Origin of the sequence: Streptomyces sp. NPDC051064 (genome assembly GCF_044455985.1) — a bacterium.
GTDB lineage: Bacteria > Actinomycetota > Actinomycetes > Streptomycetales > Streptomycetaceae > Streptomyces.
Genome location: NZ_JBITFK010000007.1, coordinates 327,499 through 350,566 on the forward strand (window position 1 = coordinate 327,499; position 23,068 = coordinate 350,566).

Genomic DNA, 23,068 nt, shown 5'->3' on the forward strand with positions numbered 1-23,068 from the left:
CCGCGCCCGCCGGGAAGATCCGGGGCCGGGCCAGGGTTGGTAGAACCGTGAACAACTTCGGGACGCGTGAGCTGGACGTGGTCGTCATCGGCGCCGGGCAGGCAGGGCTGTCCGCCGCCTATCACCTGCGCCGCGCCGGACTCGGCCCCGACCGGGACTTCGTCGTGCTGGATCACGCGCCCCGGCCCGGCGGCGCCTGGCAATTCCGCTGGCCCTCGCTCACCTACGGCAAGGTGCACGGCATGCACTCCCTGCCCGGCATGGAGCTGACGGGCGCCGACGGCAACCGCCCCTCGTCCGAGGTGATCGGAGCGTACTTCGACGCGTACGAGAGCCGCTTCGGCCTGCAGGTGCACCGGCCCGTCGAAGTGAGTGCCGTGCGCGACGGTGAGAGCGGGCGGCTGCTCGTCGAGACCACTGAGGGTACGTACGCCACGCGGGCCCTGATCAACGCCACCGGCACCTGGGACCGCCCGTTCTGGCCACGCTATCCGGGGCAGGAGACTTTCCGGGGGCGGCAGCTGCACACCGCCGGCTATCCGGGGCCGGAGGAGTTCGCCGGCCTCCGGGTCGTCGTGGTCGGCGGCGGCGCGTCGGGCACCCAGCACCTGATGGAGATGGCCGAGGTCGCGGCGAAGACGTACTGGGTGACGCGGCGCCCCCCGGTGTTCCGCGACGGACCGTTCGGTGAGGAGGAAGGGCGGGCCGCGGTGGCCATGGTGGAGGAGCGCGTACGCCGCGGGCTTCCGCCGCAGAGCGTGGTCAGCGTGACCGGACTGCCGCTCAACGACGCCGTCCGGCGCGCTCGCGAGCAGGGTGTCCTCGACCGGCTCCCGATGTTCGAGCGGATCACGCCGGACGGGGTGGCCTGGTCCGACGGCCGGACCGTCGACGCCGACGCGATCCTCTGGGCGACCGGCTTCCGGGCAGCCGTCGATCACCTGGCACCGCTGAAGCTCCGCGAACCGGGCGGCGGCATCCGCGTCGAGGACACCCGGGCCGTGCGGGACCCACGCGTCCACCTCGTCGGTTACGGCCCGTCCGCCAGCACCATCGGCGCCAACCGGGCCGGTCGGCAGGCCGTCCGTTCGGTCACCCGGCTGCTGGACAGCGTGCCGGTCTGACCCCGCTCCAGTGCCACGTCAGGAGCAGAACACGCGAACACGGGATCGGATGTTCGCTCGAACGCGTGGTCGTTCCGTATTTGGTTACTCAACTACCGTGCGACGCCAGATGATTACTGCACGCACACGGCGGGCTGCAGACCGCTCCTGCGCATGTCCCACAGATGCACCACGCACAAGGAGAATCACCAGATGAACTTCCTGACCAACCTGCTTGCCGGCGTCGTCCACTTCGTGGGTTGGCTCGTCTGATCGTTCCTGCACCACGGCGCCGCCGCTCCCCGTCCCACGGGAGCGGCGGCGCTTCCCTGTGTCCGCTCCTCAGGACCGGGGGCCCCTGACGGTGGGTCCGGTGAACGGGGGCAGGTCCGCGAAGCGCGGATCCACCGTGACCGCCTCGGAGAGCGCGTCGAGCGTACGGCGCACCCGGCTGAGCGGGTGGTCGGGGAACTTCGAGTCCCAGCCTGGATCTTCACCACGGTGCTGCACTCCCGGCGGGGCACGGTGAAGCTGCCGATGAACACCTGCCCGCTGGGCTGCTGAGGCAGTGGCATTTTGAGTATCTGCCGGAATGCCGACAGGCCCCCGAGCCGTTTCACCGACGCTTCGATGAGTCCGCCGCCTGCCTGCGCGGTCCAGTGGGTGAGGGTGGTCCGCAGCGCGGGGCCGTCGTCCAGCCCGCCGGGAGGTCGGGTGGCAGGGCGAAGTAGTGCACGGACAGCACATCGCCGTCGTCGTTGGCCCATGCCTCACCTTGGGCGCCGCCGTCGCTGTCCAGGGGCCGGTATCCGGGGAGTTCCACCCCGAGCAGTGCTCTCATGCGTGGGGATCATGCCGCACCCGCCGACGGCTTCGCAGCCGGATCCCGCCCCTCAGGTGGCAGCCGGGACCGGATGGCTGTCGCGGCGGATCAGGGCGGCATAGCGTCCGTCCTGCGCGAGCAGTTCCTCGTGCGTGCCTCGCTCGACCGTGCGGCCGTCGTCCAGTACGACGATCTGGTCGGCGTCCCTGATGGTCGAGAGCCGGTGCGCGATGGTGAGCGTGGTGCGGCCCTTCGAAAGGGAGTCGATGGCTTGCTGCACGGCGTGTTCCGTACGGGTGTCGAGGGCGCTCGTCGCCTCGTCGAGGATCAGCACGGGCGGGTTCCGGAGAATCGTGCGGGCGATCGCCAGCCGCTGCTTCTCGCCGCCGGAGAATCGGTATCCGCGTTCGCCTACGAGGGTGTCGTAGCCGTCGGGCAGCCCGGCGATGTGCTCGTGGATCTGAGCGGCGCGGGCGGCGGCCTCGATCTCCTCGGCGGTGGCGTCCGGTTTGGCGAAGCGGAGGTTCTCGGCGACCGAGGCGTGGAAGAGGTAGGTCTCCTGCGAGACCACGCCGACGGCCCGCGCGAGGGTGTCGAAGTCCAGGTCGCGCACGTCGACGCCGTCGATGGTGACCCGGCCCCCTGTGACGTCGTACAGCCGCGGCACCAGGTAGCTGAGCGTGGATTTGCCTGATCCGGTGGGGCCGACGACGGCCAGGCCGGTCCCGGCGGGCACGGTCACATCGATGCCGCTCAGGGTCGGGCCGCTCTTCTCGTCGTAGCTGAAGGTGACGTCCTCGAAGGCGATCTCGCCGCGGATCTTCTCCAGCCGCACGGGCTTCTCGGGCTCGGTGATGTCCACCCGGAGATCGAGGTACTCGAAGATGCGCGCGAACAGGGCGAGGGACGTCTGCATCTGGACACCGGTGGCGAGCAGGCTCACGGCCGGCCGGAAGAGGCCCTGCTGGAGCGAGACGAAGGCGACCAGGGTGCCGATGGAGACCGCCGTGGCACTCGACTGGAGGGTGAGACCCGCGGCCCAGTAGATGACGGCGGGCATGGCGGCCATCACGATCCCGATGGTCGACATCCTCCAGCGCCCCGCCATGTTGGAACGCACCTCGAGGTCGACGAGCCGCTCCGATTCCTCGGAGAAGGCCTTGGTGAGCGAGTCCGAGCGGCCCATGGTCCGGCCGAGCAGGATTCCGCTGACCGAGAGCGATTCGGTGACCGTGGCGGCCATGGCGGCCATCTGCTTCTGACGCTGGGTGGTGATCTTCTTGCGCTCCCGGCCGACTCGCCGGCTGATCCAGACGAAGACGGGCAGCAGGAGCAGCGAGACGACGGTGAGCCGCCAGTCCAGCGCGAGCATGGCCACCACGGTCGCGATGACGGAGGTGAGGTTGGAGACCAGCGAGGTGGCGGTGGAGGTGACCGTCGCCTGCATGCCGCCGATGTCGTTGGCGATGCGGGACTGGACCTCACCCGTGCGGGTCCGGGTGAAGAAGGCGAGCGGCATCCGCTGCAGCTGTGTGTAAACGGCGGTGCGCAGGTCGTGCATGACGCGCTGGCCGACCGTTGTGGAGATCAGGGTCTGCAGGACGCCGAAGACGCTGTTCATCACGGCGGTGAGGATCATGCCGAGCGCGAGCAGCGTGAGCAGCCCCGTGCGCCCCTGGGGGATCGCGGTGTCCAGGATCTCGCGGAGCAGGAACGGGGAGGCGACCGACACCAGGGAGGAGGCGCCGACCAGCAGCCCGACCACGGCGAGTCTGCCACGGTAGGGCCGGAAGAGCCGGAAGATGCGGCGCAGCTCGGCGGGCGGCTGCCCCGCGTCTGCGGCTGGAGGTGTCCAGACGGGTTCGTCGGGTTTCATGGGCTCCTTCGAGAGCGTGCGAATGAGGGGGCGCCCGTGCCTCCGGCAGTCGGCACGGAGGCCCGGTCGAGCTGACGGGGAGGGCGAACTTTCAAGAGCCTAGCTCATTGTTACCTCTATTCACAATGAACAAGGTCCTGATATTGTTCCCTCATGGACTCCCCCGACTCCGACGGCATGCTCGCCGAGCAGCTGCTGCGGCTCACCCGCCGCCTCCAGCGCATCCAGAGCCGGCAGCTGGAGCCGATCGACATCACCCCGGCCCAGTTCCGCCTGCTGCGCACGACCGCGCACTACGACGGCGCGCCCCGGATGGCCGATCTCGCCGAGCGACTGGACGTCGTCCCACGGGCCGTGACCACTCTGGTCGACGGCCTGGAGGCGAGCGGCCGGGTGCGGCGCGCCCCTGATCCGGCCAACCGCCGGGTGGTCCGTATCGAGATCACCGAGAAGGGCCGCGCCGTGCTCCGTTCGATGCGCGACGCGCGCAAGGCCGCCGCGGAGGAGATCCTGGCTCCATTGACCGCCGAACAGCGTGAGGTACTCGGCGGACTGCTCACCGCTCTGGTCGACGGAATGCCGGAGCGCCGCCGCTGCTGAGGCACGCGGTGCGGCCCCCGCACCGCGCCGTCGAGGGGACCTGACATGCCGCTGCTGGAGCCGAAGCCGGAAGCCCTGCGGCCTGGGACGGCACGCGCGCCGTCCCCCGATCGGGTGCCCGGCTGGAAGGCGTCGGGGACACCGGCGGAGCTGCGGGACGGCCTGACCGCCCTGCTCGGCGCGGAGAAGGTCCTGTGGAAGATCTCCGACCTGGTGCGCTACGCCTCGGACGCCAGCCCCTACCGCTTCCTTCCGCAGGCCGTCGTGGTCCCCGAGGACATCGACGACATCTCCGCGATCCTCTCCTACGCGCACGGCAAGGGCCGTGACGTCGTCTTCCGGGCGGCGGGCACGAGCCTCAACGGCCAGGCGCAGGGCGAGGACATCCTCGTGGACGTACGCCGGCACTGGACGGGGATCGAGGTCCTGGACGACGGGGCACGGGCCCGGATCCGCCCGGGTACCACCGTCATGCGGGCGAACATCACGCTCGCCCGGCACGGCAGGGTGCTGGGCCCCGATCCCGCCAGCGCGATCGCCTGCACCGTCGGCGGCGTCGTCGCGAACAACGCCTCCGGGATGACCGCGGGGACGACGCGTAATTCGTACCGCACGGTCTCCTCGCTCACCTTCGTCCTGCCGAGCGGCACGGTGGTCGACACGGCCGAGCCCGATGCCGACGAGCTGCTGCGCCACGCGGAGCCACGCCTGTGCGACGGGCTGATGGCGCTCAAGGCGGAGATCGAGGCGGACGCCCCGCTCACGGCCAGGATCCGCGCCAAGTACGAGATCAAGAACACCAACGGCTACCGCCTCGACGCGTTCCTCGACGGATCGACCCCCGTGGAGATCCTGCGAGGGCTGATGGTCGGCTCCGAGGGCACCTTCGGCTTCATCTCCGAGGTCGTCTTCGACACCCTGCCCCTGGACCGGCACGTCTCCTCCGCACTGCTGTTCTTCCCGTCCCTGGCCTCGGCGGCGGCAGCGGTGCCCCGGTTCAACGAGGCGGGCGCGATCGCCGTGGAGCTGATGGACGGCAACACGCTGCGCGCCTCGGTGAGGGTCCAGGGCGTTCCCGCGGACTGGGCGGGTCTCCCGCGGGCCACGGCGGCGCTCCTGGTGGAGTTCCGCGCCCCGGACGAGACCGCGCTGGAGGCGTACGAGGCGGCGGCGGCCTCGGTCGTCCGCGGTCTCGACCTCGTCGTGCCGGCCGTCTCCGTCACCAACGAGTTCACCCGGGACGCCGGGACCATCGCGGGGTACTGGACGGCCCGGAAGGCATTCGTCACGGCCGTCGGCGGCTCCCGTCCGTCGGGCACGACGCTGATCACGGAGGACTTCGCCGTGCCGCCGTCCCGGCTCGCGGAAGCCTGCGAAGCGCTGCTCGAGCTCCAGGCGGTGCACGGCTTCGACGCCGCCGTCGCCGGCCACGCGGCACACGGGAATCTCCACTTCCTGCTCGCCTTCGACGCCGCGAAGCCCGCCGACGTCGAGCGGTACGCGGCGTTCATGGACGACTTCTGCACGCTGGTCGTCGACCGTTTCGACGGGTCACTGAAGGCGGAGCACGCCACCGGCCGCAACATCGCCCCGTTCCTCGAGCTGGAGTGGGGGCCGAAGGCGACCGAGCTGATGTGGCGTACGAAGCAGGTCATCGACCCCGAGGGGGTGCTGGCGCCGCGGATCGTCCTGGACCGCGACCCGAAGGCACATCTGCGCGGGCTCAAGACGATCCCCACGGTCGAGCCGGTCGCCGACCCGTGCATCGAGTGCGGCTTCTGCGAACCGACCTGCCCCAGCGAGGACCTGACGACCACTCCGCGCCAACGGATCGTGCTGCGCCGGGAGATGATGCGCCAGCCGGACCGTTCCCCCGTGGAGGCCGGGCTGCTGGACGCCTACGGTTACGACGCCGTGGACACCTGCGCGGGGGACTCCACGTGCAAACTGGCCTGCCCGGTCGGCATCGACACCGGCGCGATGATGAAGGACTTCCGCCACCATCGGCACTCCGCCCGCGAGGAGCGGGTCGCGATGCTCACCGCGAAGTACTTCACGGCGGTGGAGACCACGGCACGGCTCGCGGTCGCCGCTGCCCACACCGTGCCCGGAGCAGCCGGTGACCGGGTGCTCGGGGCCCTGACCAGGGTCGCCCGCCGGGCGGTCCGGCCGGATCTCGTGCCGGAGTGGTTGCCGGAGATCCCCGGCCCCGCCTCGCGCAGGCTCCCCCCGACCTCGCGGGCGGGGGCGACTGCCGTCTACTACCCGGCCTGCGTGAACCGCATCTTCGCCGGACCCGAGGACCAGGGCGCGCTGTCGCTCGCCGACGCCGTGGTCTCCGTGTCGGCGCGGGCCGGGAAGCCCGTGTGGATCCCCCAGGACGTCGCGGGGACCTGCTGCGCGACGATCTGGCACTCCAAGGGCTACGACGCGGCCAACGCGGTCATGGCCAACCGCATCGTGGAGGCCGCCTGGGGCTGGACCGCGGGCGGCAGGCTGCCGCTCGTGGTCGACGCCTCCTCCTGCACTCTGGGCCTGGCGCACGAGGTGGTGCCCCATCTCACCGAGGCAAACCGGGAGTTGCACCGCGAGCTGACCGTCGTCGACTCGCTCGTCTGGGCGGCCGAGGAGTTGCTTCCCGCCCTGACCGTGTTCCGCAGGACGGGCTCCGCCGTGCTCCATCCGACCTGCTCCATGCAGCATCTCGGCGATGTGGCACAGCTGCGCACGGTCGCCGAGGCCTGCGCCGAGGAGGTCGTCGTCCCCGACGACGCCGGCTGCTGCGCCTTCGCGGGCGACCGCGGCATGCTGCACAAGGAGCTCACGGACTCGGCGACCGCCAAGGAGGGCGCCGAGGTGGGCGCCCGGGAGTACGACGCGTATCTGTCGGCCAACCGGATGTGCGAGATCGGCATGGACCGGGCCACCGGCCACGCCTACCACTCGGCGCTGATCGAGCTGGAGCGGGCAACACGCCCGGTCCTCTGAAACCGGGCGCACGCTCGCACATCTGAGACCGGGCGCACGCCCGCACGTCTGAAACCAGGCGCACGCCCGCAGTCCGCTCCCTGAGCCGCAGAGCCGGCGGCCCGCCCGCCCCGTCGGCCGCTCCCCCGTGCCGTCCACACCGCCCCCGCGCCGTCGGCCGCAGCAAAGTCCATGGTTTACGCGCGAGAGTCCAATCGCATCCCTTGCACAACAACAGCCCCACCGTTCAAGGTCCTTACCAAGGTCCGGGCGCCCGCCTCATCGCGGGTCCCCGGATTCGTCTGCGCACGTCGGATCGCCCTTTCTGGAGGCTCGATGAATGACGACGCACCACAGGACCTGGACCCTCTGAACACGGACGACGGCTCGATGAGCCGTCGTTCCGTGCTTCGCACCACAGCCGGGGCAGCCGGAATCGCCGGCGTCGGACTCGGCTTCGGAACCCTCGGCAGCAGTACCGCGGCGGCGGCGGAGAATGCGCCGGTCGCCGCCTCCGGCCCCGCCGCCTCCCCCGCCCGCAAGGGCGCCACCATGGCCGGCGTCCCCTTCGACCGCCGCTCCACCGTGCGGGTCGGCATCGTGGGGCTCGGCAATCGCGGCGGCAGCATGATCGATCTCTTCCTCGCCGTGGCCGGTGTACGGGTCGTCGCGGTCTGCGACCCGGTGAAGGACAAGGCCGAACAGGCCGCCGCGAAGGTCACGGCGGCGGGCCAGCCGGCGCCCGCCGTGTACACGAACGGCCAGGACGACTACGAGAACCTCTGCAAGCGCGGCGACATCGACTTCGTCTACGTGGCCACGCCCTGGGACTTCCACTTCGAGATGGCGAAGACCGCCATGCTCAACGGCAAGCACGTGGGCGTCGAGTGTCCGGTGGCCCTGCGGCTCGACCAGCTCTGGCAGCTGGTCGACCTCTCCGAGCGGACCCGGCGGCACTGCATGCAGCTGGAGAACTGCTGCTACGGCCAGAACGAGATGCGGGTGCTGCGGATGGCACACGCCGGCCTCTTCGGCGATCTGCTGCACGGCGCGGGCGCGTACAACCACGATCTGCGCGGGCTGATGTTCGACCCCGACTATTACGAGGGCCCGTGGCGACGGCTGTGGCACACCCGGCTGCGCGGTGACCTCTACCCCAACCACGGGTTCGGGCCGGTCGCCAACTACATGGACGTCAATCGCGGCGACCGCGCCGTGTCCATCACCAGCGTCGGCTCCCCCTCGCTCGGCCTCGCCGAGTACCGCGAGAAGCACATGCCGAAGGGTGACCCGAGCTGGAAGGAGACCTATATCGAGAGCGACCGGACGATCAGTCTCGTCCAGACCGCCAAGGGCCGGGTGATCCGCCTGGAGCACGACGTGTCGACGCCCCACCCCTACTCGCGGATCAACAGCCTCGGAGGCACGAAGGGCGTCTTCGAGGACTACCCGGCCCGTATCTATCTGGAGCCCGATCACACCGACGACCAGTGGGCGGACTTCTCCGCGTACGCCGACTGGGACCACTGGCTGTGGAAGGAGCACGCCAACCCGCCCGGTGGTCACGGCGGGATGGACTACATGCTGGTGTTCCGGCTGATGCAGTGCATGCGCCTCGGGCTCGTACCCGACTTCGATGTGTACGACGCTGCCACCTGGACCGCGCCGGTCCCGCTGAGCCACCTCTCCATCAAGGCCGGGGGCGCTCCGCAGCAGATCCCGGACTTCACCCGCGGCGAGTGGAAGAAGGCACGCCCGGGGATGGACTCCCAACAGCCCGCCGAGTAGGCCGGATCGGGCCCCGGCGCCGGGGCCCGATCCCCCGCACCGGAATAATCGGTTGCCCCGGGCGGGGTCAGGAAGCGAACCTTGCACGGTTTGGTCCCCCACTGTTCCACGAGGTCCTTCACGGATCTCCGCTTCCGATCCTTGGGACATCATGCAGATTCGCGATCTTCCGTACTCGGATCCCGGCGATCCCGATGTAAGGTCAGGCCCCCGCTTTCTCTTCTGGCTGGGGCGGAACCAGCTCACCGGCCAGCTCAAGTCCCTCGCCTGGGGGCTGCTCCACCACTGCGCGATCGCGGGCCTCCCGCTCGCCGTCGGCCTGGCGGTGGAGGCCGTCATCGACCGTTCCGGCCGGGACCTCGCGAGGGCCGGCGTCCTCCTCACCGTCCTGGGCATCCTCATCGCCCTCGGCGACACGATGCTCCACCGGACGGCGGTCACCAACTGGATCACCGCCGCGGCGCGGGTTCAGCAGCTGCTGGCGCGCAGAACCGCGGAGCTCGGCTCGGCGCTGACCCGGAGGGTGGCGGCCGGAGAAGTGGTCGCCGTGTCCACCGGCGACGTCGAGAAGATCGGATGGTTCGTCGAGGCCCTGTCGCGCTTCTTGGCGGCTGCGACCGCGCTCGTGCTGATCTGCGTCGGGCTGGTCTTCTACCTGCCCTCGCTCGGTGTGCTGGTCGCGATCGCCACCCCGGTCCTCGCACTGACCGTACTTCCGCTGCTCCCCCGGGCCACCCGCCGGGCGGATCTCCAGCGTGAGAAGGCGGGCCGGGCCACGGAGCTGGCCTCCGACACGGTCGCCGGGCTGCGGGTGCTGCGCGGCATCGGCGGCGAGGAGCTGTTCCTCGACCGCTACCGGCGTGCGTCCCAGGAGGTCCGCGAGGCGGCCGTACGCAGTGCGCGGATGTGGGCGCTCATCTCGGCGATCCAGGTGTTCCTGCCGGGAGTCCTGCTGATCTCGCTGGTCTGGTACGGCGCGACGCTGGCCCGGGACGGCCGGATCGACGTCGGCCAGCTGGTCACCGTGTACAGCGCGGCGACCCTGATGCTCTTCCCTCTGCGCAACGTGGAGGAGATCGCCATGGCGTACTCCTTCTCGCGGCCGTCCGCGCAGCGCGCGGTCCGGGTGCTGTCCTTGCGTCGCAGTACCCGTCCCCCGACGGCGGACACCACGGCTCCCCGGGGCGATCTGTACGACCCGGTGACCGGCCTGATGGCGCCGCAGGGCCTGTTCACCGCAGTGGTCTGCGGCGATCCCGACGAGGCGGGACGGCTGGCGGAGCGGCTCGGCGGCCACACCGAGCCGGATGACGACGCTTCCGTGCCGGCCCCCTCGGTGCTGCTCGGCGGTGTGCCGCTGGACGAGCTGCCGCTCGACACGGCACGCGCCGCGGTGCTGGTGCAGGACAAGGACCCGGTGCTGCTCTCCGGGACGCTGCGGGAGCTGCTGGACGTCCCGTCCTCGGGCGGCGTGTCGGCGGAGGACGCACTCGACGCCGCACGGTGCGGTGACGTGCTGGACGCGCTGGCGCAGGCGTCCGTCGACCCGGACGGAGACCCGATGAACACCCGGATCACCGAGCGCGGCAGATCCCTGTCCGGCGGTCAGCGGCAGCGGCTGGCGCTGGCCCGGTCGCTGGTCACCGACCCGGAGGCGCTCGTGCTCGACGAGCCGACGTCCGCCGTGGACTCCCATACGGAGGCCAGGGTCGCTGCCGGTGTCGAGCTGCTGCGCCGGGGCCGTACGACGGTGGCGTTCGCCTCGTCACCGCTGCTGCTGGACGTCGCCGACCGCGTCGTGCTCCTGCACGGGGGCTCGGTCGTCGCGGCGGGCACGCACCGCGAACTGCTGCGGGACGACCACCGGTACCGCGCGGTCGTGACCCGTGAGACCGAGGACGAGGCCGCTGCGCGGGACGGGCTCCCGCCGGCCCGGGCGGCCGAGGAAATCGAGGAGACGGCATGATCGGCCTGGCCACACCGGAGTACGACCCGGCGGCACCGCAGTCGGCGACGACCCTGCCGGTCGGTACACCGACGACCGTACGGACGTATGTACGTGCCCTGCTGCGGCGCCACCGCAAGCCGTTCGCGGTGCTGATCGCCGCCAACGCGGTCGCGGTGATCGCGTCGATCACCGGGCCCTACCTGCTCGGCGGGCTCGTCGAGGACCTCTCGAACGGTGTCACCGACCTCCATCTGGAGCGCACCGCCGCCGTGTTCGCCCTGGCGCTGGTCGTGCAGACCGTGTTCACGCGGGCGATGCGGCTGCGTGGGGCGATCCTCGGTGAGGAGATGCTGGCCGATCTGCGCGAGGACTTCCTCGTGCGCTCGGTGGGCCTGCCGCCCGGTGTCCTGGAGCGGGCCGGTACGGGTGATCTGCTGTCCAGGATCACCACGGACGTCGACCGGCTGGCCAACGCGATGCGTGAGGCCGTGCCGCAGCTGGCGATCGGGGTCGTCTGGGCGGGGCTGCTGCTCGGCGCGCTGACCGTCACCGCCCCGCCGCTGGCGCTCGCCGCCCTGATCGCGCTTCCGGTGCTGATCGTCGGCTGCCGCTGGTACTTCCGGCGGGCGCCCTCGGCGTACCGCTCGGAGGCGGCCGGGTACGCGGCGGTCGCGGCCGCGCTCGCCGAGACCGTGGACGCCGGGCGGACCGTCGAGTCCCACCGGCTGGGGTCCCGCAGAGTCGCGCTGTCGGACCGGCGGGTCGCGGAGTGGACAGCATGGGAGCGGTACACCCTGTTCCTGCGTTCGGTTCTCTTCCCGGTCATCAACACCACGTACGTGACGATTCTCGGCGCGGTGCTGATGCTCGGCGGCTGGTTCGTGATCGAGGGCTGGATCACCGTCGGGCAGCTGACGACGGGGGCGCTGCTGGCGCAGATGATGGTGGACCCGATCGGGCTGATCCTGCGCTGGTACGACGAGCTGCAGGTCGCCCAGGTGTCGCTGGCCAGGCTCGTCGGCGTACGGGAGATCGAGCCCGACGCCGGTGACGACCTCGTCGGTCCCGACGGCCGGGAGGTGAAGGCCCAGGGGGTGCACTTCGGTTACCGCGCGGGCGTCGACGTCCTGCACCAGGTGTCCCTGGACGTCGCCCCGGGTACGCGGCTGGCGCTGGTCGGGCCGTCGGGTGCGGGCAAGTCCACTCTGGGGAGACTGCTGGCGGGGATCTACGCGCCCCGGACGGGTTCGGTCTCGCTGGGCGGTGCCGAACTGTCCCGGATGACGGCCGAGCGGGTACGGACCCATGTGGCTCTCGTCAACCAGGAGCACCACGTGTTCGTGGGCTCGCTCCGGGACAACCTCCTGCTCGCCCGTACGGGCGCCGAGGACACGGAGCTGTGGGCGTCGCTGGCCGCGGTGGACGCGGAGGGCTGGGCGAAGGCTCTCGACGCGGGGCTGGACACGGAGGTCGGCTCGGGCGGTCTGGCCCTCACCCCGGCTCAGGCGCAGCAGATCGCCCTGGCCCGCCTCGTCCTGGCGGACCCGCACACGCTGGTGCTGGACGAGGCCACGTCGCTGCTGGACCCGCGGGCGGCCCGGCACCTCGAGCGGTCGCTGGCGCAGGTGCTGGACGGCCGCACGGTGGTGGCGATCGCGCACCGGCTGCACACCGCGCACGACGCGGATGTGATCGCGGTGGTCGAGGACGGCAGGATCAGCGAACTGGGCAGCCACGACGAGCTGGTGGCCGCGGAGGGTGCGTACGCGTCGCTGTGGCACTCCTGGCACGGCTGAGCCACGGGCGGCCGTCGCCGTCCCGGCCGGGGTCCTGCCGCGTGTCACCGTCCCGGCGGCGGGGCCCCGCCGCACAAGAGGCGAACTCGGTGCCCTCCGGTAAGGATGAGGGAGTGACTGGCCTCGGATACGGGGCAGGCGAGCGATGACCGCGTAAACCCGAGAAGGGACGCACACCGTGGCACGACCCAGGATTCTCGTTGTCGGCGCCGGCTTTGCCGGGGTCGAGTGCGTGCGCCGGCTGGAGCGCACCCTCGCGCCCGGCGAGGCGGACATCGCGCTCGTCACCCCGTTCTCGTACCAGCTCTACCTGCCGTTGCTCCCTCAGGTCGCCTCCGGGGTGCTCACCCCCCAGTCGGTCGCCGTCTCCCTGCGCCGCAGCCGGCGTCACCGCACCCGGATCGTCCCGGGCGGGGCCATCGGGGTGGACACGAAGGCGAAGGTCTGCGTGGTCCGCAAGATCACGGACGAGATCGTGAACGAGCCGTACGACTACATCGTGCTGGCCGCGGGCAGCGTCACCCGGACCTTCGACATCCCGGGGCTGGTCGAGAACGCCCGGGGCATGAAGACCCTGGCCGAAGCCGCCTACATCCGCGATCACGTCATCTCCCAGCTCGATCTGGCCGATGCCAGTCACGACGAGGAGGAGCGGGCGTCCCGGCTGCAGTTCGTGGTGGTGGGCGGCGGGTACGCGGGCACGGAGACGGCCGCGTGTCTGCAGCTGCTCACCACCAATGCCGTCAAGCACTACCCCAGGCTGGACCCGAAGCTGATCAAGTGGCATCTGATCGACATCGCGCCGAAGCTCATGCCGGAGCTCGGTGACAAGCTCGGTCTCAGCGCCCTGGAGATCCTGCGCAAGCGCGGGATCGAGGTCTCGCTGGGTGTGTCCGTGGCCGAGGCGGGGCCGGACAAGGTGACGTTCACGGACGGCCGGGTGCTCCCGTGCCGCACGCTGATCTGGACCGCGGGCGTCGCGGCGAGTCCGCTCGTCGCCACGCTCGACGCCGAGACGGTGCGCGGCCGCCTCGCCGTGACGCCGGAGATGACGCTGCCCGGCAGCAACGGCGTGTTCGCGCTCGGCGACGCGGCGGCGGTGCCGGACCTGGCCAAGGGCGACGGGGCGATCTGCCCGCCCACCGCTCAGCACGCCATGCGCCAGGGCCGCAAGCTCGCGGACAACATCATCGCGTCGCTGCGCGGCCGCCCGCTGCAGCCGTACGTCCACAAGGACCTCGGTCTGGTCGTGGACCTCGGTGGCGGGGACGCGGTGTCCAAACCGTTGGGCATCGAGCTGAAGGGCCTGCCGGCCCAGGCCGCGGCGCGCGGCTACCACTGGGCGGCGCTGCGGACGAATGTCGCGAAGACCCGCGTCATGACCAACTGGCTGCTCAACGCGATCGCCGGTGACGACTTCGTGCGGACGGGGTTCCAGGCCCGGAAGCAGGCCACCCTGCGCGACTTCGAGTACACGGACGCGTATCTCACGCCGGAGGAGATCCGCGCGCACACGGCCGGCGCCGACGCCCGCGGCTGAACCGCCCTCCCGGCCCCCGTCCCCGCCGCGGGGCGGGGGCCGGTGTCATGTCCGGCGGGAGAGCACCGTGTCGACCGTGTCCGCCTCCTCGGCCCGCTTGTCCTCGCGGTAGCGCAGGACACGGGCGAACCGCAGCGTGACGCCCGCCGGGTAGCGCGTGGAGGCCTGGAGTCCGTCGTAGGCGATCTCCACGACCAGTTCCGGGCGCACCGTCACCACGTGCCCGTCGTCGCCGGTGGCCAGCTCCTGGAGCCGTTCGGTCTGCCACGTGAGCACGGTGTCCGTGAGCCCTTTGAAGGTCTTGCCCAGCATCGCGAACGTGCCGTCCTCCCGGCGTGCCCCCAGGTGCAGGTTGGAGAGCTTCCCGGTGCGTCGCCCGTGGCCCCATTCGGCGGCGAGCACCACGAGGTCCAGGGTGTGCACGGGTTTCACCTTGAGCCAGGAGGCGCCCCTGCGGCCGGCGCTGTACGCGGCCGTGTCGCCCTTGACGACGACGCCCTCGTGCCCGCGGGCCAGTGTGGCCTCGGAGAACGCCACGGCAGCCTCGCGCTGCGTCTCGTCCGCCGGGTCCTCCACGACGACGCGGCGTACGCGCATCGGCTCGGGGACCAGCCCTGCCAGTTCCCGGTGGCGTTCGGCGAAGGGGAGGTCGAGGAGCTCACGGCCGTCGACGGACAGCACGTCGAAGAAGACGGGGACCACGGGGACGGCGCCGGCGGCGGTGGCGACGTCGCGCCGGGAGCCGACCCGGCCGGCGGTCTCCTGGAACGGCCGGGGCCTCCCGTCCTCCCCGAGCGCGATCACCTCGCCGTCGAGGATGAACCGGACCGCGGGGAATCCGGTCACCGCCGCCGCGAGTTCGGGGAGCCGGTCGGTGATGTCGTCGAGGGTGCGGGTGTAGACGCCGACCCGCTCGCCGTCGCGGTGCACCTGTACGCGGATGCCGTCCAGCTTCTCCTCGACGGCGCAGGACCCCAGCCGGTCGATCGCTTCGGTCACCGAGCGGGCGGTGTGCGCGAGCATGGGCTGGACCGGCCGTCCGACGGTGAGCCGGAAGGACGCGAGGCCCCCGGGGCCCTCCGCGAGCAGCGTACGGGCGACGGGTCCGAGCGACCCGGCGAGCATGACGGCGCGCCGCACGTCGGCGGGCGGTGCTCCGGCGGCGTCGGCCAGGGCGTCGACGGCTACGGCGTCCAGCGCGCCTTGCCGTACCTCACCGGTGAGCAGTGCGCGCAGGAAGCGCTGCTCGTCGGCGGTGGCGGCAGCGAGGAGGCCGGTCAGGCGTTCCTTCCGGGCTGCTTGCGAGCCCGGGCCGCCGAGGGCTCCGATGGCCGTCAGTTCCGCGTCGGTCTCCGTGACGGTCAGCGTGGGCGTGTCGGCGGGCGTCACGTCGTGGCGCAGGGCGCTCCAGCCGATTCCCAGGCGGCCCCGCGGGAGGCGCCCGGCGAGGTAGGGGATGACGACCGGGACGTCGTCCGGTCCCGCCTCCCGGAAGAGGCCGGCCAGCAGGGCCGTCTTCCGGTTACGGGCCGACGTCGCGGCGACCTCCAGGGACACATGGGCGAGCCTGGCGAGCAGCATGCGGCCATGGTGCTACGGCGGCGGGCTCACCGCCCCCGGAGAGCGCTCCGGCGTCAGATGACGTTGAGCGCCGCCGCGGCGCCCACTCCCCCGAGGATCATGAAGAGGGGCATCAGCACCTTGAGCTCCACCCAGCTGCCGGCCCGGAACCGCATGGCCTTCGGCGGCCCGAGCGGATACCAGCGCTTACGGCCCAGCGGTATCGGCCACAGGATCGGGCAGCCCGAGACGGTCAGGGCGTCGCCGATGTCATGGACGAGGGCGCCGAGCACGATCGGGAGTCCGAGCCAGAGGTACTCCTGTCCGGGCGCGCTGAACAGCCAGTCCGAGCCGTTGCCCGGCTGGTCGAGCACTCCCGCGAGAATCCAGGCGCTGGTCGCGCCCAGCAGCCATACGAGGACGTCGCTGGAGACCCTGGCCGCCCGCCACAGCAGGCCTTCCACGGCGAGCACGAGATGGACGAAGAGGATGCCCAGGACCGCCCACCGGCCGCCGAAGATGGCGGCGGCCGAGGCTCCGGCGCCGATCAGCACCGCCCAGAGCCAGGTGTGGGTGAGTGTGCGGTGGCCGCCGTTCCTGCGCGGGTCACCGGGGCCCCGGGTCGCCTTGTAGACGGAGTACGAGAGCTTGTCGACTATCTCGCAGACGCCCTTGGAGATCGGCCCGAAGGCCCGGGAGATGGTGGCCGACTTGTGGTCGAGGTCCGGGGCGAGCGCGGCACCGGCGGTGATCAGGGCCCCCACGACCAGGACGGGCCAGGGCATCGTGTGGCCCATGGCGGCGGCCGCGGCACCCACCCCCAGCCAGGCCGCTGCCCCTGACAGAGAGTGTGCCGGTCCCATCATGGCTGTTCCCGCCCCCATCGTGATTCGGCCGTGTGTCCAGGCCGGGCCGCCATCGTCTGTGTGCGGCAGCCGAGTTGAGTGGGAAGCGTATCGTCCGTGATCTTCGCGGGATCCTCCGGTTCCCTCATCCGGGCCGGAGGCATGCAAGATGGGGGCGTGACCCTTATCGATCAGCTGCCCCCGACCGCAGACCCGGACGCCCTCTTCGAGGCCTTCTCGTCATGGACCGAATCGCAGGGCATCACCCTCTATCCGGCTCAGGAGGAGGCGCTGATCGAGGTGGTCTCCGGGGCCAATGTGATCCTCTCCACCCCCACGGGGTCCGGAAAGAGCCTGGTCGCGGCGGGTGCGCACTTCACGGCCCTGGCCCAGGACAAGGTCACTTTCTACACCGCGCCCATCAAGGCACTCGTCTCGGAGAAGTTCTTCGACCTGTGCAAGCTCTTCGGCACGGAGAACGTCGGCATGCTGACCGGGGACGCCTCGGTCAATGCCGACGCCCCGGTGATCTGCTGCACCGCCGAGGTGCTCGCGTCGATCGCGCTGCGTGACGGCAAGTACGCCGACATCGGCCAGGTCGTGATGGACGAGTTCCACTTCTACGCGGAGCAGGACCGCGGCTGGGCGTGGCAGATCCCTATCCTGGAGCTTCCGCAGGCCCAGTTCGTCCTGATGTCGGCCACCCTCGGCGACGTCAAGATGTTCGAGGAGGACCTGACCCGCCGGACCGGCCGCCCGACGTCCGTGGTGCGCTCCGCGACCCGGCCGGTGCCGCTGAGCTACGAGTACCGCCTGACGCCGATCACGGAGACGCTCACGGAGCTCCTGGACACCCGGCAGTCGCCGGTCTACATCGTGCACTTCACGCAGGCCGCCGCAGTGGAGCGGGCGCAGTCGCTGATGAGCATCAACATGTGCACGAAGGAGGAGAAGGAGAAGATCGCCGACCTGATCGGCAACTTCCGCTTCACCACCAAGTTCGGTCAGAACCTCTCCCGCTACGTGCGCCACGGCATCGGGGTGCACCACGCGGGCATGCTCCCCAAGTACCGCCGCCTCGTCGAGAAGCTCGCGCAGGCGGGCCTGCTGAAGGTCATCTGCGGGACGGACACGCTGGGTGTCGGCGTCAACGTGCCCATCCGCACGGTGCTCTTCACCGCCCTCACCAAGTACGACGGCACCCGGGTGCGCACGCTGCGCGCCCGTGAGTTCCACCAGATCGCGGGCCGCGCCGGCCGGGCCGGGTTCGACACGGCGGGCTTCGTCGTCGCGCAGGCCCCCGAGCACGTCATCGAGAACGAGAAGGCCGTCAAGAAGGCGGGCGACGACCCCAAGAAGAAGCGCAAGGTGGTCCGCAAGAAGGCCCCCGAGGGCTTCGTCGCCTGGTCGGAGACCACCTTCGACAAGCTGATCCAGTCCGAGCCGGAGCCGCTGACCTCCCGCTTCCGGGTCACGCACACGATGCTGCTCTCGGTGATCGCCCGCCCGGGCAACGCCTTCGAGGCGATGCGTCATCTGCTTGAGGACAACCACGAGCCGCGCAAGGCGCAGCTGAGGCACATCCGCCGGGCCATCGCGATCTACCGCTCGCTGCTCGACGGCGGTGTGGTGGAGCAGCTCGGCACACCCGATGCCGAGGGCAGGATCGTACGGCTCACCGTCGACCTCCAGCAGGACTTCGCGCTCAACCAGCCGCTGTCCACCTTCGCGCTGGCCGCCTTCGACCTGCTGGACGCCGAATCCCCCTCGTACGCCCTGGACATGGTCTCCGTCGTCGAGTCGACGCTCGACGATCCGAGGCAGATCCTGGCCGCCCAGCAGAACAAGGCGCGGGGCGAGGCCATCGGGCGGATGAAGGCGGACGGTGTCGAGTACGAGGAGCGGATGGAGCTGCTCCAGGAGGTCACGTACCCCAAGCCGCTGAGCGAGCTGCTCTGGCACGCGTACGACGTGTACCGCACGAGCCACCCGTGGGTCGGCGACCACCCCGTGTCGCCGAAGTCGGTGATCCGCGACATGTACGAACGGGCCATGACCTTCACGGAGTTCACCTCGAACTACGAGCTGGCCCGCACCGAGGGCATCGTCCTGCGGTACCTGGCGAGCGCGTACAAGGCCCTCGAGCACACCATCCCCGACGACCTGAAGTCCGAGGACCTGGAGGACCTGATCGCCTGGCTGGGCGAGATGGTGCGTCAGGTGGACTCCAGCCTGCTGGACGAGTGGGAGCAGCTGGCCAACCCGGAGGTGGAGACCGCCGAGCAGGCGCAGGAGCGGGCCGACGAGGTCAAGCCGGTGACGGCCAACGCCCGTGCCTTCCGTGTGCTGGTGCGCAACGCGATGTTCCGCCGGGTGGAGCTGGCCGCGCTGGACCGGGTCCGCGACCTGGGCGAGCTGGACGCCGACTCGGGCTGGGACGAGGACGCCTGGGGCGAGGCGATGGACGACTACTGGGAAGCGCACGAGGAGCTGGGTACGGGCCCGGACGCGCGCGGCCCGAAGCTGCTGAAGATCGACGAGGACCAGGAGCACGGTCTCTGGCGGGTGTGGCAGGCCTTCGCCGACCCGGCAGGGGACCACGACTGGGGAATTCGTGCGGAGGTCGATCTCGCGGCCTCCGACGAGGAGGGCCGGGCGGTCGTCCGGGTCACGGCCGTGGGCCAGCTGTGACGGCGCGCCGGCCAGGAGAGTGGAGAAGAACCGCATGACGAACCCCGCCGACAGCCTGGTCGATCTGCTCGACCTGGAACGGATCGAGGTCAACATCTTCCGTGGCCGCAGCCCCGACGAGTCCCTGCAACGGGTCTTCGGCGGGCAGGTCGCGGGCCAGGCGCTGGTCGCGGCCGGCCGCACGACCGACGGGGACCGTCCCGTCCACTCACTGCACGCCTACTTCCTGCGTCCGGGCCGTCCCGGCGTGCCGATCGTCTACGACGTGGAGCGGGTGCGGGACGGCCGGTCCTTCACCACGCGCCGGGTCACGGCCGTGCAGCAGGGCCGGACGATCTTCAATCTGACGGCGTCCTTCCACCGCCCGGAGGAGGCCGGCTTCGAGCACCAGCTGCCGCCGGCCCGCGTCGTGCCCGGTCCGGACGAGCTGCCGACGGTCGCCGACGAGGTGCGCGAGCACCTGGGCGGTCTGCCGGAGGCGCTGGAGCGGATGGCCCGTCGCCAGCCCTTCGACATCCGCTATGTCGACCGGCTGCGCTGGACGCGGGACGAGGTCAGGGACGCGGACCCGCGCAGCGCGGTGTGGATGCGCGCGGTCGGCCCCCTGGGCGACGACCCGCTCGTGCACACCTGCGCGCTGACGTACGCGAGCGACATGACGCTGCTGGACGCCGTACGGATCCCGGTCGAGCCGCTGTGGGGACCACGCGGCTTCGACATGGCGTCGCTGGACCACGCCATGTGGTTCCACCGGCCGTTCCGGGCGGACGAGTGGTTCCTCTACGACCAGGAGTCGCCGATCGCCACGGGCGGCCGCGGACTGGCCAGGGGGCGGATCTACGACCGTCAGGGGCAGCTGCTGGTGTCCGTGGTGCAGGAGGGGCTGTTCCGCCGTCTCGACGGCGCGTAGGCCCTGCGTACGGGTCGGTCAGGTGCCGGGCAGCGGGTCCTGGTCGACCTCGTGGCGGCGGGTCCGGATGTCCGGGCCCGCGGGATGCAGCTTGGCGTCGCAGGCGGGGCCCAGCCCGGTGCGGCGTGATTCGGCCCCGGTGAGGGGCCGCCCGCAGAGGGCGCACCTCACCGGGCGCCGGCCCTCGCGACAGCCGGCGTCCGGCTGCGGTCCGGGGAAGAGTTCGGGAAAGGGCTCGGGGGGTTCCACGTACGGATCCTCTCAGGCCGGTGTGACACAGCACGGAGGGGCACAGCGGTGAGCAGCGTACTGAGGATGGTGCCCGTGCCACGGGGCGAGGGGCCGGCCGGGGGCGGCGCCGCCGCTCCGGTGGGGCACCAGGTGCTGTGCGCGGACGGCCCGGCGCCCGAGCGCGTGGCGGCGTACGTGGAGCGCGAACTGCCGCCGGGCGGGATACCCGCCTACCGGGCGGCACGGGGCAGCGGTGCGCGCTCCTTCGTCCTGTGGGCGGACGAGCACCGCCGGGGGCGGCTGGCCACCCTGGTGACGGTGTCCGCCGGTAGCGGGGTCGCGGCCTACCAGGTGCTCGGGGCGCGGGGAGAGCTGATCGGCACGGTCGTCCGTGAGAAGGCGCTGCGGGGCAGGGGGCTGCGTACCCGCTGGACGGTGACCCCGGCGGGCGGCCAGGAGACGGTGGGCTTCAAGGGCCGGATCCTCTGGTGGTATGTGTGGTGGCTGCTCTCCCCTCTGCAGACGTTGATCATCGTGGTGAGTCTGCTCAGCGGCGACGGTGACGCGGCGCGGGGGCCCCGCCGCATCGTCTGGCGTGCGGGCGGGCGGGCCGCGCTGGAGTTCAGGTCGAAGGGAGACACGGTGCACCTGCACGCGCCCGGGTACGACCGGCGGCTGGGTGCGGCGCTCGTGGCCGTGCTGCGCACGTTCGACAGCCCGCTGCTCGGCAAGGAGTGGGACGACGCGAAGAACTGACGGTCAGTCCCGCTGGGACGTGCGCAGTCGCTTCTGCCAGAAGTCGACGGCCTGCCGGAGCAGCTCGGCGGTGGCCTCCACCGAGCGGAACGACGCTCCCTTCGGGCGGAGTTCGAGCTCATGGGGCGCCCGCCCGTAACCGACCGGGGGCGGCACTCCATCGAGAACCGCACGGTGCCGCGCACCGCGCGCACGGCGCGGATCAGCGTGTGCCGGTCGGTGGCCACCCCGGTGGTGACCGGGTCCATCCGGCCGAGCACCTCGCCGACGCCGTCCGGTGGCATGAAGCGCGCGTGACCAGCACGGCGGTGTCCGGGTAGTGGAGCTGCTTGCGGGAGTTCTCCGGGTCCTCGGGCGACAGCCGGAAGCAGCCGCCGCGGTCGTGGTCGAGCGGCGCGGCGAAGACGCTCGGGGAGTCGGAGCGTGGGGCGGCGAACCGGTCGACGACCCCCTGCGACGAGATCAGCGTGCCCGTCTGCAGGTCGCCCACCAGACTGTGCGCCGCTATGGGAGGGTATCGGTCCATGACCGTCCAATCTCCGGCATACCCTCCCGTACGCCCCTGTCCGTCACACACGGGCGGGCTGCCCTCCCGGCCGGGCGGAGGCGCCGAGTGGACATGATCCATGTCCGTGCCGTCAGCCCGCCGGACCTGACCGAGCGGGCCGAGGAGCTCCTGGGCGGCAATCCTTACGTCCTCAACCTGATCGTGCAGCGGGGCGCCGCGCGCAACCCCGACGGTGATTCCGTGGCGTGCGACGTGCTGACAGGGGCGGCGAACGACGTCCTGCGCGGTCTGCGGGACCTCCAGATCGACCTGCGGGGCTCCCTCGTCATCGAGCCGGTCGACATGGCGTTCTCCGGGCGGGCCTCGGAGGGTGCGTCGCGCCGGCTCGGCGCGCTGGCGAACGCTCCGGTCTGGGCCCAGGTGGAGGCGCGCATCCGGGCCGAGGGCAGGTACGCGCCGAGTTTCTACCTCTACCTGGTCATCGCGGGGCTCATCGGCTCGGTCGGTATCGTCACCAATTCCCAGATCCTGATCGTCGGGGCGATGGTCGTCGGCCCCGAGTACGGAGCGATCGTCGCCGTGGCGCTGGGCTTCGACCGGGGCGACCGGGCCATGGTGCGCAAGGGACTGTCCGCCCTGTGCGCGGGCCTTCTGCTGACGATCGCGGTCACTTTCCTCTTCAGCCTGCTCATCCGCGGATTCGGTCTGCAGTCGGGGGCTTTCGACCTGGGGCTGCGGCCGGTGTCCGATCTGATCAACACCCCGAACTTCTTCTCCGTCGCCGTCGCCGCCCTGGCCGGCGTCGTGGGCATCGTGTCGCTCACGGAGGCCCGCACGAGCGCCCTGCTCGGGGTGTTCATCTCCGTGACGACGATCCCGGCCGCCGCGGCCATCAGCGTCTCCACGGCCTTCGGCAGCTGGTCCGAGGCGCGGGGTTCCCTCATCCAGCTCCTGGTCAACATCACGGTGCTCATCGTGGTGGGGGCGGTCGCGCTCAGGTGCCAGCGCGCGATCTGGCGGAGGGTGGGCCTGGGCCGGGCCCGGTACGGCGGACGGACCTGAGGAGCGGCCGTTCCGAGCGGCCGGAACCCCGCCGGCCCGGGATGATGGGGAGCGGGACCGCACG

Annotated in this window: 17 protein-coding genes and 1 pseudogene; 11 read left to right on the forward strand and 7 right to left on the reverse strand. The window is 71.3% G+C overall.

Going from position 1 to position 23,068, the window contains the following annotated elements; genetic code table 11:
- The first annotated feature begins 47 nt into the window (after nt 1–47).
- Nucleotides 48–1,124: an FAD-dependent oxidoreductase gene (locus ACIBCU_RS25905; protein ID WP_399234314.1), complete on the forward strand. Its 1,077-nt coding sequence runs from the start codon at nt 48–50 to the stop codon at nt 1,122–1,124.
- Between the two features lie 321 nt (nt 1,125–1,445).
- Here the strand turns inward: ACIBCU_RS25905 and ACIBCU_RS25910 are convergent.
- Together ACIBCU_RS25910 and ACIBCU_RS25915 are read right to left on the reverse strand one after the other, a co-directional pair.
- A pseudogene (locus ACIBCU_RS25910) lies at nt 1,446–1,944 on the reverse strand (hypothetical protein).
- Between the two features lie 52 nt (nt 1,945–1,996).
- Nucleotides 1,997–3,802: an ABC transporter ATP-binding protein gene (locus ACIBCU_RS25915; RefSeq protein WP_362927726.1), complete on the reverse strand. Its 1,806-nt coding sequence runs from the start codon at nt 3,800–3,802 to the stop codon at nt 1,997–1,999.
- A 153-nt stretch (nt 3,803–3,955) separates the two neighbouring features.
- Here ACIBCU_RS25915 and ACIBCU_RS25920 point away from each other — a divergent pair, with 153 nt between their 5' ends.
- From ACIBCU_RS25920 to ACIBCU_RS25945, 6 genes are all read left to right on the forward strand, one after another.
- Nucleotides 3,956–4,402, forward strand: coding sequence for a MarR family transcriptional regulator (locus ACIBCU_RS25920; protein WP_362927727.1), 447 nt, complete (start codon nt 3,956–3,958; stop codon nt 4,400–4,402).
- A 45-nt stretch (nt 4,403–4,447) separates the two neighbouring features.
- Nucleotides 4,448–7,390 (forward strand): FAD-binding and (Fe-S)-binding domain-containing protein, encoded by a 2,943-nt coding sequence (locus ACIBCU_RS25925; RefSeq protein WP_399234317.1) that lies wholly within the window; start codon nt 4,448–4,450, stop codon nt 7,388–7,390.
- 315 nt (nt 7,391–7,705) lie between these two features.
- Entirely contained in the window at nt 7,706–9,157 is a 1,452-nt protein-coding gene (locus ACIBCU_RS25930) for a Gfo/Idh/MocA family protein (protein ID WP_399234319.1), read from the forward strand.
- Nucleotides 9,158–9,308: 151 nt separating this feature from the next.
- Nucleotides 9,309–11,123 carry an ABC transporter ATP-binding protein gene (locus ACIBCU_RS25935; protein ID WP_362927730.1) on the forward strand — a complete coding sequence of 605 codons (1,815 nt, stop codon included), beginning with the start codon at nt 9,309–9,311 and terminating at the stop codon, nt 11,121–11,123.
- Complete coding sequence (locus ACIBCU_RS25940; protein WP_399234321.1) at nt 11,120–12,901, forward strand: ABC transporter ATP-binding protein; 1,782 nt, start codon at nt 11,120–11,122, stop codon at nt 12,899–12,901. Before ACIBCU_RS25935 ends, ACIBCU_RS25940 begins: the two co-directional genes overlap by 4 nt.
- A 178-nt stretch (nt 12,902–13,079) precedes the next feature.
- The gene (locus ACIBCU_RS25945; RefSeq protein ID WP_399234323.1) at nt 13,080–14,441 is read left to right on the forward strand and encodes an NAD(P)/FAD-dependent oxidoreductase; all 1,362 of its coding nucleotides are present in this window, start codon (nt 13,080–13,082) and stop codon (nt 14,439–14,441) included.
- Between the two features lie 45 nt (nt 14,442–14,486).
- On the opposite strand, the gene ACIBCU_RS25950 is transcribed toward ACIBCU_RS25945, so the two are convergent.
- Together ACIBCU_RS25950 and ACIBCU_RS25955 are read right to left on the reverse strand one after the other, a co-directional pair.
- On the reverse strand, nt 14,487–16,022 hold the full coding sequence (locus ACIBCU_RS25950) for an ATP-dependent DNA ligase (RefSeq protein WP_399234325.1): 1,536 nt from the start codon (nt 16,020–16,022) through the stop codon (nt 14,487–14,489).
- A gap of 53 nt (nt 16,023–16,075) precedes the next feature.
- Entirely contained in the window at nt 16,076–16,867 is a 792-nt protein-coding gene (locus tag ACIBCU_RS25955) for a metal-dependent hydrolase (RefSeq protein ID WP_362927734.1), read from the reverse strand.
- Nucleotides 16,868–17,023: 156 nt separating this feature from the next.
- Here ACIBCU_RS25955 and ACIBCU_RS25960 point away from each other — a divergent pair, with 156 nt between their 5' ends.
- Both ACIBCU_RS25960 and ACIBCU_RS25965 read left to right on the forward strand, forming a co-directional pair.
- On the forward strand, nt 17,024–19,537 hold the full coding sequence (locus tag ACIBCU_RS25960) for a DUF3516 domain-containing protein (protein ID WP_362927735.1): 2,514 nt from the start codon (nt 17,024–17,026) through the stop codon (nt 19,535–19,537).
- A 34-nt stretch (nt 19,538–19,571) separates the two neighbouring features.
- A complete protein-coding gene (locus tag ACIBCU_RS25965; protein WP_362927736.1) occupies nt 19,572–20,447 on the forward strand; it encodes an acyl-CoA thioesterase II in 876 nt (291 codons plus the stop codon).
- Nucleotides 20,448–20,465: 18 nt separating this feature from the next.
- Here ACIBCU_RS25965 and ACIBCU_RS25970 read toward each other — a convergent pair whose 3' ends face one another.
- Nucleotides 20,466–20,696 carry a DUF6011 domain-containing protein gene (locus ACIBCU_RS25970; protein ID WP_362927737.1) on the reverse strand — a complete coding sequence of 77 codons (231 nt, stop codon included), beginning with the start codon at nt 20,694–20,696 and terminating at the stop codon, nt 20,466–20,468.
- Nucleotides 20,697–20,744: 48 nt separating this feature from the next.
- Between ACIBCU_RS25970 and ACIBCU_RS25975 the strand changes: the two genes are divergently transcribed.
- The gene (locus tag ACIBCU_RS25975) at nt 20,745–21,434 is read left to right on the forward strand and encodes a hypothetical protein (RefSeq protein ID WP_399234328.1); all 690 of its coding nucleotides are present in this window, start codon (nt 20,745–20,747) and stop codon (nt 21,432–21,434) included.
- A gap of 3 nt (nt 21,435–21,437) precedes the next feature.
- On the opposite strand, the gene ACIBCU_RS25980 is transcribed toward ACIBCU_RS25975, so the two are convergent.
- Together ACIBCU_RS25980 and ACIBCU_RS25985 are read right to left on the reverse strand one after the other, a co-directional pair.
- Nucleotides 21,438–21,590, reverse strand: coding sequence for a hypothetical protein (locus tag ACIBCU_RS25980; RefSeq protein WP_399234330.1), 153 nt, complete (start codon nt 21,588–21,590; stop codon nt 21,438–21,440).
- Between the two features lie 46 nt (nt 21,591–21,636).
- Nucleotides 21,637–21,960, reverse strand: coding sequence for a trehalase-like domain-containing protein (locus ACIBCU_RS25985; RefSeq protein ID WP_399234332.1), 324 nt, complete (start codon nt 21,958–21,960; stop codon nt 21,637–21,639).
- A gap of 87 nt (nt 21,961–22,047) precedes the next feature.
- Between ACIBCU_RS25985 and ACIBCU_RS25990 the strand changes: the two genes are divergently transcribed.
- The gene (locus tag ACIBCU_RS25990) at nt 22,048–23,004 is read left to right on the forward strand and encodes a DUF389 domain-containing protein (protein ID WP_362927741.1); all 957 of its coding nucleotides are present in this window, start codon (nt 22,048–22,050) and stop codon (nt 23,002–23,004) included.
- Nucleotides 23,005–23,068: the final 64 nt, after the last annotated feature.

Excerpts from the sequence above, each read along its gene's own strand:
- ACIBCU_RS25915 (WP_362927726.1), bottom strand. The coding sequence starts at position 3,802 with ATGAAACCCGACGAACCCGTCTGGACACCTCCAGCCGCAGACGCGGGG.
- ACIBCU_RS25920 (WP_362927727.1), top strand. The coding sequence starts at position 3,956 with ATGGACTCCCCCGACTCCGACGGCATGCTCGCCGAGCAGCTGCTGCGG.
- ACIBCU_RS25925 (WP_399234317.1), top strand. The coding sequence starts at position 4,448 with ATGCCGCTGCTGGAGCCGAAGCCGGAAGCCCTGCGGCCTGGGACGGCA.
- ACIBCU_RS25930 (WP_399234319.1), top strand. The coding sequence starts at position 7,706 with ATGAATGACGACGCACCACAGGACCTGGACCCTCTGAACACGGACGAC.
- ACIBCU_RS25935 (WP_362927730.1), top strand. The coding sequence starts at position 9,309 with ATGCAGATTCGCGATCTTCCGTACTCGGATCCCGGCGATCCCGATGTA.
- ACIBCU_RS25940 (WP_399234321.1), top strand. The coding sequence starts at position 11,120 with ATGATCGGCCTGGCCACACCGGAGTACGACCCGGCGGCACCGCAGTCG.
- ACIBCU_RS25950 (WP_399234325.1), bottom strand. The coding sequence starts at position 16,022 with ATGCTGCTCGCCAGGCTCGCCCATGTGTCCCTGGAGGTCGCCGCGACG.
- ACIBCU_RS25955 (WP_362927734.1), bottom strand. The coding sequence starts at position 16,867 with ATGATGGGACCGGCACACTCTCTGTCAGGGGCAGCGGCCTGGCTGGGG.
- ACIBCU_RS25965 (WP_362927736.1), top strand. The coding sequence starts at position 19,572 with ATGACGAACCCCGCCGACAGCCTGGTCGATCTGCTCGACCTGGAACGG.
- ACIBCU_RS25985 (WP_399234332.1), bottom strand. The coding sequence starts at position 21,960 with ATGGACCGATACCCTCCCATAGCGGCGCACAGTCTGGTGGGCGACCTG.